This is a genomic window from Mycobacterium sp., assembly GCF_965229265.1.
Lineage (GTDB): Bacteria > Actinomycetota > Actinomycetes > Mycobacteriales > Mycobacteriaceae > Mycobacterium.
Genome location: NZ_CBDDIY010000013.1, coordinates 477,112 through 490,050 on the forward strand (window position 1 = coordinate 477,112; position 12,939 = coordinate 490,050).

The window sequence follows — 12,939 nt, forward strand, 5'->3', positions numbered from 1 at the left end:
GATGTCGACTGTCTTCAGCATCCGCAATCTGGGCCTACCGAAGATGTCCCGGATGTCCGTCATCATCGGCTCGCTCGTGGTGATCCTCGGGCTGGTCGGCGCGCTGGTCGGCTATCAGCTGTACAAGAAGCTGACCACCAATACCGTGGTCGCCTACTTCCCCGAGGCGTTGGCCCTCTATCCCGGTGACCGGGTCCAGATCATGGGCGTCCAGGTCGGCAACATCGACAAGATCGAGCCGGCCGGCGACAAGATGAAGGTCACCTTCCACTACGCCAACCAGTACAAGGTGCCCGCCGAGGCCACCGCGACGATCCTCAACCCGAGCCTGGTGGCCTCCCGGGTGATTCAGCTGGCGCCCGCCTACACCGGCGGACCGGTGTTGGCCGACAACGCCGTCATCCCGATCGAACGCACCCAGGTGCCCGTCGAATGGGACGACCTGCGCAACCAGATCTCCGACATCGTCACCAAACTCGGTCCCACGCCCGAGCAGCCCAAGGGCCCCTTCGGTGACGTCCTGGAGTCCTTCGCCAACGGCCTGGACGGCAAGGGCCAGCAGATCAACACCACGCTGCGGGCGCTCTCCGATGCGGTGACCGCGCTGAACGAGGGACGCGGTGACTTCTTCGGCGTCCTCAAGAGCCTGGCGCTGTTCGTCAACGCACTGCACAAGAGCGATCAGCAGCTGGTGTCGCTCAACAACAACCTGGCCACCTTCACCAACTCGTTCTCCAACTCCGATCAGGAAGTGGCCAAGGCGGTCAAGGACATTGACGCGCTGCTGACCACTGCCCGCAAGTTCGTCAACGACAACGGCGCGGTGCTGGGCAAGGACATCAACAACCTGGCCGACGTCACCAACGCTGTCCTGCAGCCGGAATCGCGCAATGGCCTGGAGACGGTGTTGCACGTCTACCCGAACCTGGCTGCCAACCTGCAGAACATCTATCACCCGACGCACGGTGCGCTGGTGGCCATTCCGACGGTTGCCAGCTTCGCCAACCCGATGCAGTTCATCTGCAGCGCGATCCAATCCGGCAGCCGGCTGGGCTACCAGGATTCGGCCGAGATGTGCGCGGAGTACCTGGCGCCGATCATGGACGCGATCAAGTTCAACTTCCCGCCGTTCGGCGTCAATCAGTTCTCGACGGCCGAGACGCTGCCGAAGTACGTCGCCTACTCGGAGCCGCGGCTACAGCCGCCGTCCGGCTACAAGGACACGACGGTGCCCGGCATCTGGTCGCGGGACACGTTGTTCTCGCACGGAAATCATGAGGCCGGCTGGATCGTGGCACCGGGCATGCAGGGTGTGGACGTTCAGGCGTTCACCGCCAACATGCTCACCCCCGATTCGCTGGCGGCGCTGATGGGCGGACCCGACCCGGTCTCCTACCCGCCCGGTGGCCCGCCCGGGGGCGCCCCGTCGAACTCCTATGACCAGAACAACCCGCTGCCGCCGCCGTGGTATCCCGGTGCGCCGCCACCACCGCCGCCAGGCCCGGACGTGATCCCCGGCCCGCTGCCGGTGTCGCAGCAGATCAACGGTGGCGCCCCGGCGCCGGCCGCCCCCGCGGCCCCGGCCGGGCCCGCGCTGCCCGCTGAGATGGGGAGTGGACAGTGAGCGCGTTCATGAGCACGACCCGCCGGCTCGGCTGGCGGGGGCTGGTGCTGCTGGTGACGGCGCTGGTGCTGACGTCGTGCGGCTGGCGGGGCATCGCCAACGTGCCGATGCCGGGCGGGCCCGGCACCGGCAGGGACAAGATGACCGTCTACGTCCAGATGCCGGATACGTTGGCGCTCAACGTCAACAGCCGGGTGCGCGTCGCCGACGTGTTCGTGGGCTCGGTGCGGGCCATCGAGCTGAAGAACTGGATTCCGACCCTGACGCTGGACCTGCAGCCCGGAGTCACGCTGCCGGCCAACGCCATTGCGCGCATCGGCCAGACCAGTCTGTTGGGTACCCAGCACGTCGAGCTGGATGCGCCGCCGAATCCGTCGTCGGAACCGCTGCGCAACGGCGCGACGATCCCGCTGAAGAACTCGCAGTCGTTCCCGACCACCGAACGCACACTGGCCAGCATCGCCACCGTGCTGCGCGGCGGCGGCATCCCCAACCTGGAGATCATCCAGACCGAGGTCAGCAACATCCTGTCCGGCAACGCCGAGCAGATCCGCGACTTCCTGGGCAAGCTGAACACCTTCACCGATCAGCTCAACCAACAGCGCGAGGACCTGACCCGCGCGATCGACAAGACCAACGAGCTGGTGTCGATCGTCGCGGCCCGCAACGCCACCCTGGACCGGGTGCTGACCGAGTTCCCGCCGCTGATCAAGTACTTCGCCGACGCCAGGGACCGGTTCACCGGCGCGGTGGAGGCACTCGGGCGGTTCAGCCGGATCACCGACCAGACCCTGTCGCAGTCGCGTGCCGACTTCGACACCAACCTGGCCCTGCTGCAGCGTCCGCTCAAGCAGCTCGGACGGGCCGCGCCGTACCTGATCGACTCGCTGAAGCTGGTCATCACGGCCCCGTACCCGATCGACAACATCCCGAAGGTGATCCGGGGCGACTACATCAACACCTCGGCGACGTTCGACCTGACGCTGAGCTCGATCGACAACGCGTTCCTGACCGGTACCGGAGTGTCCGGCATGCTGCGCGCACTCGAGCAGGCGTGGGGCCGCGATCCGCAGACGATGATCCCGGATGTCCGGTTCACACCGCACCCGAACATGACCGACGGTGGACCGTATGTCGAGCGCGGCGAATAAGGGGTGACGAGTAGATGCTGACGCGTTTCATCAAGACGCAGCTCGTCGTCTTCGGCGTGCTGACGCTGATCGCCCTGCTGGTGTTGGGCGTGTACTTCCTGCGCCTGCCCACGCTGGCCGGGGTCGGGCAGTACACCCTCAAGGCGGACCTGCCCTCCTCTGGAGGTCTGTACAGCACGGCCAATGTCACCTACCGGGGCGTCACGATCGGGCGGGTGACCGCGGTGGAACCGACCGAGACCGGCGTCCGGGCCACCATGAGCATCAGCGACAAGTTCAAGATCCCGGTCGACGCCAGCGCCAATGTGCACTCGGTGTCCGCGGTCGGCGAGCAGTACCTGGACCTGGTGTCCGACGGAAACCCGGGGCAGTACTTCAGCAGCGGGCAGACCATCACCAAGTCGACGGTGCCCGAGGAGGTCGGCCCCGCGCTGGACGCCGCGAACAAGGGACTCGCGGCGTTGCCGGCCGACAAGATCCCGGTGCTGCTCAACGAGACCGCCCAGGCCGTGGGCGGGCTCGGCCCGTCGCTGCAGCGGCTGGTGGACGGCACCCAGGCGCTTGTCGGTGACTTCAAGACCAACATCGCCGACGTCAACGACATCATCGCCAACTCAGCACCGATCATTGACAGCCAGATCAACTCCGGGGATGCCATCCAGCAATGGGCGGCGAACCTGAACACCATCTCGGCTCAGACCGCTGCGCAGGATCAGGCTCTGCGCGATGGCTTGCGACAGGCCGCGCCCACCGCCGACGCGGTGACGGCGGTGTTCAGCGACGTGCGCGAGGCGTTGCCGCAGACGCTGGCGAACCTCGAGATCATCCTGGACATGCTCAAGCGCTACAACAAGGGCGTCGAGCAGTCCCTGGTGCTGTTGCCGCAGGGCGCCTCGGTCGCCCAGTCGGTGTCGGCGCCCTACCCGGGCCAGGCGGCGCTGGACTTCGGGTTGACCATCAACCAGCCGCCGCCGTGCCTGACCGGGTTCCTGCCGGCCAGCCAATGGCGGGCTCCCGCCGACACCAGGCCGATGCCGGTGGAAAACGGTCTGTACTGCAAGATTCCGAAGGACACCCCGGCCAACGTGGTCCGCGGCGCACGCAACTTCCCCTGCGTCGACGTCCCTGGCAAGCGGGCCGCGACGCCGATGGAATGCCGCAGCACCGAGCCGTACACGCCGCTGGGCAACAACCCCTGGTACGGCGATCCCAACCAGGTGCTCAACTGCCCGGCGCCCGGCGCTCGATGTGACCAGCCAGTGAACCCCGGTACCGTGATACCGGCACCGACGATCAACAACGGGATGAACCCGTTGCCGGCGAACTTGCTGCCGGGACCCACCCCGCCGACCAGCGATGACCTCAGTGCGCCGGGGACCGGGACCGTGCAGTGCAACGGACAGCAACCCAATCCGTGCACGTACACTCCGGCAGCAAGCAATACGGCCGTGTACAGCCCATCGAGCGGCCAGGTCGTCGGCCCTGACGGGGTGAAGTACAACGTCAGCAACTCGAGCAGTACAGGAGACGACGGATGGAAGGAGATGCTGGCTCCGGCCGGCTGAACCCCACCCCGCTCGACGATGACGCCGAAAGCAGTGCGGCGCAGGAGACGGCGAATCAAGCCCCGCTCGACGACGACGCCGATGCGCAACGAACCGATGCGCAGGCGGCCGGGCAGGCCGAGTCGCCCGACGGGCAGCAGCCCAGCGGGTCACGGCTGAGCGCGCGGCGGCTGGTCGGCGTCTCGGTCGTGTTGCTGATCGTCAGCCTGGCGGTCGCCGCGGGCGGAGTCCTCGCGCTGCGTTCCCATCAGCAGAGCCAAGCGCAGGCCCGCGCGGAGACGGCGGCGCTGGCCGCGGCCAAGGACTGTGTCGCGGCCACCCAGGCCCCCAACGCCGACGCGATGGCCGCCAGCCAGCAGAAGATCATCGAGTGTGCGACAGGCGATTTCGGTGCGCAGGCAACCCTGTACAGCGGACTGCTCGTCGACGCCTACCAGGCCGCAAAGGTTCAGGTCCAGGTGTCCAACATGCGTGCCGCGGTGGAACGCCACAACGACGACGGTTCGATGGACGTCCTGGTGGCGGTGCGGGTGAAGGTGTCCAACACCCAAAGCCAGGACCAGGAGCAGGGCTACCGGCTGCGGGTGCGGATGGCACCGGATGGCGGCACGTACAAGATCGCCAGACTCGACCAGGTGAGCAAGTGACGGTGGCGCTCGACCACACCGAACCCGAAACCGCCGCGGCCGTCGCGCAGACCGTCGACGCCGTGCCGGCGAGCTGGCGGGCCCGGGCCGGCGCCTTCTGCATCGACGTGTTCTTCGGCACCGGCGTGGTGATCACCTGCCTGTTGGTGGCGTGGGCGGCACCGCTGCGTGGCTGGGTCTGGTGGGTGGTGGTCGGCCTGGCCACCGCGGTCATCCTGGCGATGGCGCTGAACCGGCTGGTCTTGCCGTCCATCACCGGATGGACACTGGGCCGGGCGGCGGCCGGGATCGCCGTTGTCGGGCGCGACGGCGCACCGGTGAGCCCGTGGCGTCTGCTGGCCCGCGACCTGGCGCACCTGCTCGACACCGCCGCACTGTTCCTGGGTTGGCTGTGGCCATTGTGGGACTCGCGCGGCCGCACGTTCGCCGATCTGCTGGCCCGCACCGAGGTGCACCGGGTCCAGGGGGAGCAACCCAACCGGCGCCGGCTGGCCGGGGTGGTTATCTCGGTGACCGCACTGCTGGGCCTGGCGGCGACCGGGCTCGGCTACCTCACGGTGTATCGGCCCGCGCTCGCGGTGGAGCAGGCGCAGCAGCAGCTGGCGGTGCAGGGGCCCAAGATCGTCGCCCAGATGCTCAGTTACAACGTGGCCAGTATCGACGACGACTTCGCGCGGGCCCGCGGTCTGGTGACCGCCGGCTACCTCCCGCAGTTGGTGGCTCAGCAGGATGCGGTCCGCAAGGCCGGTCCCGTCGACAACGACTACTGGGTGACCAACAGCACGGTGCTGACCAATACCCGGGACCGCGCGGTGATGCTCCTGCTGATGCAGGGCCAGCGCGGCGAGGCCCCCAAGCAGCGCCTGATCACCGCGACGCTGCGGGTCGACTTCGAGAAGTCGCCGGCCGGCCAGTGGCAGGTGGCCAACCTGTCTGTGCTGGCCAAACCCAATCCCGCCGGGCAGGCGAAATGAGCCCGCGCCGCAGGATCGAACCGGACAGCGTCGAGCTGTTCCGGCTGCCCGACCCCCAACCTCGCCGGTGGGTGTTGCCGCTGGTGGCCGGCCTGGCCGCGATCGCGGTGATCGCCGCGCTGACCGTGAGCACGCTGCTCTTGATCACCCGCGAAACGCAGCGCCGGGACGCCGTCCGCAACGTGGCGGTGCTGAGCTCGGTACGCGGATTCGTCACGCAGTACACGTCCATCGACCCGTTTCATGCCAACGACTACGCCGACCGGGTGCTGGCGCAGGGCACCGGCCAGTTCGCCAAGCTGTACCAGGAGAAGATGAACGAGGTCGTCGTCCAGGTGGCCCAGGCCGAGCCGACGAAGGGGACCGTTCAGGATCTCGGCATCGAGCGCTGGAACTCCGACGGCAGTGCCGACGTCGTCGTGGCCGCCACGACCAAGACCACCATGCCCGACGGCAAAGTCATCGAGAGCGGCAGCCGATGGGTGGTAACCGCGACCAAGGAGGGAGAGCAGTGGAAGATCAGCAACCTTCTTCAGGTGATCTGACCGACGGCACACCCGAGACCGACGCCGTCGACAGCGAGGCCGCCGCCGACGCCGCTACCGAGGACACCGACGCCGCTGAGGCTGACGCCGCCACCGAGGCCGAGACTTCGCCGCCGCGGCGGCGAAACTGGTTCGGCCGCAACAAGACAGCAGTGGTGGTGGGAACCTCGGCGGCGCTGTTCGTCGCCGCGGGAGCGTTCGGCGGGGCCACGGTGGCGCCCTATCTGATGGACCGGGCGACGGTCGACACCAAGCTCGACATCGCCACGACCGCAGCAGAAGCGATCACGACCCTGTGGACCTACACCCCCGACAACATGGAATCGCTGCCCGATCGTTCGGCCAAGTATCTGTCGGGCGACTTCCAGGAGCAGTACCGCAAGTACGTCGATGCCATCGTGCCGGCCAACAAGCAGGCCAAGGTCACCAACACCACCGAAGTGGTGGGCGCCGCGGTCGAGTCGCTCAACGCCGCCGAAGCCAGTGCCCTGGTCTACACCAACACCACCTCGACCAGCCCGCTGAGCAAGAACATCCCCGCCATGCGGTACCTGTCCTACCGGTTGCAGTTGAAGCGGGATGGCGCACGGTGGTTGGTCACCAAGATGACCACGGTGACATCGCTGGACCTCACCCCGCAGCTCTGAGCGCGGCGATTGGCCATACTGAGCCATGGCCGTCGTCTCGCCCGTGTCGCAGCGACTGACCGTCGTCGCATTGCTGCTGCTGACGTTCGCCACCGGCCTGGTGGATGCGATCAGCGTGCTGGTGCTCGGCCACGTGTTCGTCGCCAACATGACAGGCAACGTGATCTTCCTGGGCTTCTGGTTCGTCCCACATTCCGGTGTCGACATGACGGCCGCGGTGATCGCCTTCGTGAGTTTCCTGATCGGTACGGTGCTGGGCGGCCGGTTCGCCCGCCACCTCGATCATGAAGTGCGACTGTGGCTCACCGCGGCGCTGGGCACCGAGATCGTCCTGCTGACGGTGCTGGCCGTGCTCGCGGGCACTGGGGTGCTGAACTATCACGACGACGGGAAGCTGATCCTGATCGCCGGTCTCGCGGTCACCTTCGGCGCGCAGAACGCCGCGGCCCGCCAATTTGGAATCCAGGAACTCAGTACGACGGTGCTGACCTCCACCCTGGTCGGGATCGGCGTTGACAGCCGGCTGGCCGGCGGCAGCGGTGAGCGCGAAAAGCTGCGCTACGCCGTCGTTCTCACGATGTGTGCCGGTGCGACAGTCGGCGCGACGATGTCGCGCTTCATGGTCGCCCCGGTGATCGGGCTGGCCGCGGCGACAGTGGCGGCCAGCCTGGCGGTCTTCCACTACGGTCCACAACCGGCGCCGATTGCACAGTCCGACAAGTAGAGTCGCGACATGCCCACTGTTCTGGTTACCGGCGCCTCGCGTGGTATCGGCAAGTCGATCGTGAGTTACCTGTCCGCCGCCGGTTGGGATGTCATCGGCGGTGTCCGCGACGCGGCCGACGCCGAAGCGTTGTCAGCGTTGCCGCGAGTCAGCACCGTGACCCTCGACGTCACCGATGACGCGCAGGTCGCGGCGTTACCCGAGGCGCTGCCCGGCCGTCTCGATGCGGTGGTCAACAATGCTGGGATTGCGGTCAGCGGCCCGCTCGAGGGGTTGACCACGGCAGAGATCCGGCGACAACTGGACGTGAACGTGGTCGGGCAGCTCGCGGTCACCTCTGCGGTGCTTCCGTTGTTGCGGGAGTCACGTGGCCGGATCGTGTTCATTTCCAGTGTGAACGGCAAGCTTGCGGCGCCGATGATGGGCGCCTACAGCGCGTCCAAGTTTGCCCTTGAAGCCGCCGCCGACGCACTGCGACAAGAGCTTCGGCCCTGGCATATCGCGGTCAGCGTCGTCGAGCCCGCCCAGACCGACACCGATCTGTGGCGCACTGCAGACCAGAGCTTCATCGACATGGAAGCCGCACTGGCGCCGCGACACCGTGCTCTGTACACCAAACATGTAGCGGGTATGCGGAAATCGATCCCGACGTCGCAGCGTCTGGCGGTGGATCCCGCGAAGGTGTCCAAGGTGGTGCTCACCGCACTCACCGCACACAAGCCGCGGGCACGCTACCCGGTGGGCGTAGCCACCGTTGTTCAGATGACTCTGATGACCAAGCTCCCCACCCGCGTTCGCGACGCGGTCCTGCGCCGAGTGCTCGGACAACCCTGACTGGGGGTCGCGTGCGGCAGTTGCAGTCCGGCAGCCACACCGCAACGGATAACTAGCTGAACGCCAGCCAACTCGGCAGTGCCCGCTCCCGCGAGTCGCAGAGCACCTGCATGGTGTCGCAGGACCCCTTCGGCACTCCCGCGCCCGCCCACATCCCGCCAGAGTCGCGGCGCAGCACGATCGCCGAGGAGCCGCCGCCGTCGAGCAGGATCGCGGTGTCACTGCCTAGGCCGCGGAAGAGATCTTGGATCTGGTCCGGGGTGTAGTTGCCGCCCTGGAAGACGTACATCTCGTCGCGGTCCCTGGCATAGGCCAGCGCGGTGCGCGCCGCACTGGGGCCGGGGTCGTTCATCTGGCCGGTGTCACCGGGTGCCAGCAGCTTGAGTCCGCTGACGGCGACGAACCGGGTGCCCTTGTCCAGCAGGCCCTGGATGACCGGGGTGGCGGAGTCGTAGTCGTCGGGTGTCTTGGGCGTCACCACGAACGGGGCGCCGGCAACCGGAAGGATCATCGTCGTCAGCGCCGTCCACACCTCGTCGCCGCCGGAGAGCGCCTGCTTGCCGGCGTAGGCGATGGTTCCGGTCACGGCGGCGTTGGCCCGGCCCTGCCCCTGCGTGTTGTCGACGTAGGCGCCCAGCGGTGAGCTGCAATCGGTGGTCTTCCACGACCCCGCCTGTTGGGAGCGCACATCGAAGAAGTTGGCGTTGACGGCGATGGTCGGTTGACCCAGGGCCTGCCAGGCCTGCAGGGGGCTGTAGGTCTCCGAGGCCTGCACCAGCCCCTCCCGGGTGCGCGCTCCGGGCGTGCGTTCGCACCGGGACTGGTAGCCGGTGTGGGTGTCGACCAGCAGACGGGGCGTCAACCGCTTGGAGGCGGCCTTGACGATCATCAGATGGCCACCGTTGGTCATCTCGTACCAGTTTCCAGCCGCGTTGAGCATCGGCGCGGGGTAGCCGCTGCCGAAGTTGTAGACCAGGTAACTGCCCCGCGTCGTGGCGATGGCCTGGGCGAGTTGCTCGCGACCGTCCGCCGCCGCGACCGGCATGCCCGTGGTGGCCGCCAGCGTCAGGCTGGCGATCACCGCCACGGCGCGCGCGGAGATGCGGCGCAGGGTCGCGGCTGGGGTTGGCACACTGGGCCTTTCGTCACGATGGGTAGGGTCCGGCAAACTTCACAATAACCTCACAGGTACCGCTGTCAACTTTCGTAACAGGGCCGTGACGGTTCGGCTGCAGGGCCGTCACAACCGGCGCGACGGTATTTGCTGGAGCACCGATCGCGGGCCCGGTGCGGTTATCCGGGCGGTTTCTGGGGAACTACTGTTCGGCGCGGAGCCCGCTGGGCCCTGCCGGAACATGAGGAGCAGCAATGATCGGAACGATTATCGGAGCGATTGTGGTCGGCCTGATCGTCGGGGCGCTGGCACGGCTGGTGATGCCGGGCAAGCAGAACATCGGCGTCATCATGACGATCCTGCTCGGTGCGGTGGGTTCGTTCCTCGGCTCGTGGATCGCCTACCAGCTCGGGTACTCCAACGCCAATGGCGGATTCGCCATCATCCCGTTCCTGGTCGGCATCGTCGTCGCGGTGATCCTGATCGGGATCTACGTCGCGATCACCGGCCGGAGCAGCCGCGTCCACCACTGATCGCTCAATGGCCCGGCGGCGCGAGCCGGTACACCGCACCGGCGTAATCGTCGGTGATGTACACCGCGCCGTCGGGGCCGGCGACGGCCGACACCGGGCGCCCCCAGCGGGTGCCGTCGGCGTCCTGAAATCCGCCCACCAGCGTCTGCTGTGGGCCCAAAGCGCCGTTGCGCCAGGCAAAGAACGACACCTCGGGCGCGCGCGGCGGGGTGCGGTTCCACGACCCGTGCACCCCGATCAGCGCGCCGACGGCGAACGGCTCGGGCAGTGGCGCGCCGACGAAACTCAGTCCCAGCGGTGCGGAATGCGCACCGAGGGTCTGCTCGACCGGCGCCAGCGCCGCACAGTCGAGGCGGCTGCCGTCGGCATTGGTCTGCACATCGGGCAGGAACGTGGGCCGGCCGTCGACGTCGGGATTGCAATAGGGCCAACCGAGTTCGCGCCCCGGGGACAGCCGCGCGATCGACTCCGGTGGGTGGTCGTTGACGTAATCGGTGGTCACCGTCGCGTAGGACGGCCCCGGGTGTGGGTCGGCCACCTGGTCGCGGTTGTTGACCGCCGTCCAGACGGATCCATCGGGGGCGACGGCCAGCCCGGTGCCGTTACGAACGCCGGTGCTGAAGACGGCCGGCGGGCCGCCCCCCGGCGGGATCCGCATGATCGTGGCGCGCGGCGGGCTGGCGGTGCGGTCGACCGCGGTGACATTGCCGGTTGAGCCGATCGAGAAATAGACGGCGCCGTCATCGCCCACCGCAACACTTTTGAGGGCGTGGGCATAGGCACCCCCCAATTCCGGGCTGCGCTCATCGGGCAGGCCGTCGGCGACCACGCGGGCCGCGCCGGCCCGGCCATCGGCGTAGCCATACGCGGCGATCCGGTCGCTTTCGGCCACATACAGCGTCGCGCCGTCGAAGGCCAGACCGTGCGGCTGGTCCAGGCCATCGAGCAGCACCGCGCTGTTGGCGCGTGGCGCGGCCGGAGTCAGTCGAAGTACTTGTCCCGCAGCCGGTATCGATACCAACAGCGCGCCATCGGGAGCCCACACCGCCAACCGGGCCTTGGGTATCCGGGCCCATACCGACATCGTCCAGCCGACCGGCACCAGGGCCTGGCGCGGGGTGTCGAGTGGGGCGCCGGCCATACCGTCCGGGACGCTGACGGTGACCGGCGCCAAACCCATGGGTGCGGCGGCGGGCGGTGCGGGCGGCGCCGGTTGCCCGCACGCCGCCGTCAGCGCCGCGATGGCGGCGCAGCCGACCCTAGCTCGCCAACCCGGCATGCATCTCCCAGACCAGGATCTCGGCGGGCGCGGTTGCGGTGACCTGTTGCCCGCCAGAGGCGGTGAACCGCACCGCGTCGCCGGCACCCAGCTCGCCGGCGCCCTCCAGGGTCACCGCTCCGCGGGGCACGAACAGGTGCAGATAGGGGGCCTCGGGCAGTTGCACCGTCTCACCCGGCTGCAACCGGGCGCCGTGCAACGCCGCGTACCGGTTGCGGATCGCGATCGCGGTCTGGTCGGCGTGCTCGGGCATACCGGAGGCGATGGTCACCAGGCCGCCGCGCAGCAATTCGTCGTCGATCTCCAGCTGCTGGTATCCGGGGTCGATCCCGGATTCGTCCGGAACCACCCACATCTGCACGAAATGCACTGGTTCGCTGTGTGTTTCGTGGCCCGTGAGCCGCCACGAGTCGTTCTTCTCCGAATGCAGGATGCCGCGGCCGGCCGACATCCGTTGGGCCAGTCCCGGATAGATCACCCCGGAGTGCCCGGTCGAATCCTGATGCACCAGCGATCCCTGCAGCACCCAGGTGACGATCTCCATGTCGCGGTGCGGGTGAGTCTCAAAACCAGTGCCGGGCTTGACGATGTCGTCATTGTTGACCAGCAGCAGGCCATGGTGGGTGTTCGCCGGGTCGTAGTGGTGGCTGAAGGAGAACGAATGCTTGGAGTCCAGCCAGTCGATCTTCGTCGCAGCGCGGTCGGCGGCGCGCCTGATGTCGACGGTTGCGGCCATGTCAATCACCCCTCGGGTCGGTTGCCAGCCTAGGTGGCCGGCCTTGAACCCGACAACATGAATGACGTATCATGTATTCCGCTAGGCTGGGCGACATGGCCCCGCGGTGGTTGACCGACGACGAACAACGGATCTGGCGCAACTACCTGGCCATGGTCGGCCGACTGCAGGCGGCGATGAACCGCCAGCTGCAGGCCGACTGCGGGCTCTCGCTGGCCGATTACGACGTTCTGGTCGCCCTGTCGGAACGGGCGACGATGCGGGTCTTCGAATTGGCCGAGGAACTCGGCTGGGAGCAGAGCAGGCTCTCGCATCAGCTGAGCCGCATGCGCGCCCGCGAGCTGATCGACCGGCGCGGCAGTGAGCACGACCGGCGCGGCGCCGTCGTCGCGATCACCGCGGCGGGCGCCGATGCGCTGGCCGCCGCCGCGCCCGGCCATGTCGCGCTGGTCCGGTCGGTGCTTTTCGAGTCGATGACCCCGGCCCAGTTGCGCGCCTTCGATGCGGTGACCGCGACGGTGCTGCAGCGTCTGGAGCCGTGATGCAATCCGCCGCCACGGCATGCA

14 protein-coding genes are annotated in these 12,939 nt (G+C 67.9%); 11 read left to right on the top strand and 3 right to left on the bottom strand.

The window, feature by feature from the left end; translation table 11 throughout:
- The first annotated feature begins 1 nt into the window (after nt 1).
- From ADBZ9K_RS24350 to ADBZ9K_RS24390, 9 genes are read left to right on the top strand one after another with little or no spacing between them, the layout of a single operon-like run.
- Nucleotides 2-1,624 (top strand): virulence factor Mce family protein, encoded by a 1,623-nt coding sequence (locus tag ADBZ9K_RS24350; protein ID WP_526624815.1) that lies wholly within the window; start codon nt 2-4, stop codon nt 1,622-1,624.
- Nucleotides 1,625-1,632: 8 nt separating this feature from the next.
- Nucleotides 1,633-2,775, top strand: a complete 1,143-nt coding sequence (locus tag ADBZ9K_RS24355) for a virulence factor Mce family protein (RefSeq protein ID WP_526624816.1) — start codon at nt 1,633-1,635, stop codon at nt 2,773-2,775.
- A 14-nt stretch (nt 2,776-2,789) separates the two neighbouring features.
- Nucleotides 2,790-4,340, top strand: coding sequence for a virulence factor Mce family protein (locus ADBZ9K_RS24360; protein ID WP_526624817.1), 1,551 nt, complete (start codon nt 2,790-2,792; stop codon nt 4,338-4,340).
- Nucleotides 4,310-4,987: an Rv1363c family protein gene (locus tag ADBZ9K_RS24365; RefSeq protein ID WP_526624818.1), complete on the top strand. Its 678-nt coding sequence runs from the start codon at nt 4,310-4,312 to the stop codon at nt 4,985-4,987. Before ADBZ9K_RS24360 ends, ADBZ9K_RS24365 begins: the two co-directional genes overlap by 31 nt.
- Entirely contained in the window at nt 4,984-5,961 is a 978-nt protein-coding gene (locus ADBZ9K_RS24370) for an RDD family protein (RefSeq protein ID WP_526624819.1), read from the top strand. The genes ADBZ9K_RS24365 and ADBZ9K_RS24370 overlap by 4 nt, the downstream gene beginning before the upstream one ends.
- Entirely contained in the window at nt 5,958-6,506 is a 549-nt protein-coding gene (locus ADBZ9K_RS24375; RefSeq protein WP_526624820.1) for an Rv1363c family protein, read from the top strand. Before ADBZ9K_RS24370 ends, ADBZ9K_RS24375 begins: the two co-directional genes overlap by 4 nt.
- Nucleotides 6,473-7,153 carry an Mce protein gene (locus ADBZ9K_RS24380; protein ID WP_526624821.1) on the top strand — a complete coding sequence of 227 codons (681 nt, stop codon included), beginning with the start codon at nt 6,473-6,475 and terminating at the stop codon, nt 7,151-7,153. The genes ADBZ9K_RS24375 and ADBZ9K_RS24380 overlap by 34 nt, the downstream gene beginning before the upstream one ends.
- A gap of 25 nt (nt 7,154-7,178) precedes the next feature.
- On the top strand, nt 7,179-7,877 hold the full coding sequence (locus ADBZ9K_RS24385) for a YoaK family protein (protein ID WP_526624822.1): 699 nt from the start codon (nt 7,179-7,181) through the stop codon (nt 7,875-7,877).
- Nucleotides 7,878-7,886: 9 nt separating this feature from the next.
- The gene (locus ADBZ9K_RS24390; protein ID WP_526624823.1) at nt 7,887-8,711 is read left to right on the top strand and encodes an SDR family oxidoreductase; all 825 of its coding nucleotides are present in this window, start codon (nt 7,887-7,889) and stop codon (nt 8,709-8,711) included.
- A 52-nt stretch (nt 8,712-8,763) separates the two neighbouring features.
- On the opposite strand, the gene ADBZ9K_RS24395 is transcribed toward ADBZ9K_RS24390, so the two are convergent.
- Nucleotides 8,764-9,879 (bottom strand): phosphodiester glycosidase family protein, encoded by a 1,116-nt coding sequence (locus ADBZ9K_RS24395; RefSeq protein ID WP_526624824.1) that lies wholly within the window; start codon nt 9,877-9,879, stop codon nt 8,764-8,766.
- A gap of 200 nt (nt 9,880-10,079) precedes the next feature.
- On the opposite strand from ADBZ9K_RS24395, the gene ADBZ9K_RS24400 reads away from it, so the two are divergent.
- Entirely contained in the window at nt 10,080-10,358 is a 279-nt protein-coding gene (locus ADBZ9K_RS24400) for a GlsB/YeaQ/YmgE family stress response membrane protein (RefSeq protein WP_526624825.1), read from the top strand.
- Nucleotides 10,359-10,362: 4 nt separating this feature from the next.
- Here the strand turns inward: ADBZ9K_RS24400 and ADBZ9K_RS24405 are convergent, their stop codons facing one another.
- Nucleotides 10,363-11,637, bottom strand: coding sequence for a PQQ-dependent sugar dehydrogenase (locus ADBZ9K_RS24405; RefSeq protein ID WP_526624826.1), 1,275 nt, complete (start codon nt 11,635-11,637; stop codon nt 10,363-10,365).
- Nucleotides 11,618-12,373 (bottom strand): pirin family protein, encoded by a 756-nt coding sequence (locus ADBZ9K_RS24410; RefSeq protein WP_526624827.1) that lies wholly within the window; start codon nt 12,371-12,373, stop codon nt 11,618-11,620. The genes ADBZ9K_RS24405 and ADBZ9K_RS24410 overlap by 20 nt, the downstream gene beginning before the upstream one ends.
- 95 nt (nt 12,374-12,468) lie before the next feature.
- Between ADBZ9K_RS24410 and ADBZ9K_RS24415 the strand changes: the two genes are divergently transcribed.
- On the top strand, nt 12,469-12,915 hold the full coding sequence (locus tag ADBZ9K_RS24415; protein ID WP_526624828.1) for a MarR family winged helix-turn-helix transcriptional regulator: 447 nt from the start codon (nt 12,469-12,471) through the stop codon (nt 12,913-12,915).
- The last annotated feature ends 24 nt before the right edge of the window (nt 12,916-12,939 follow it).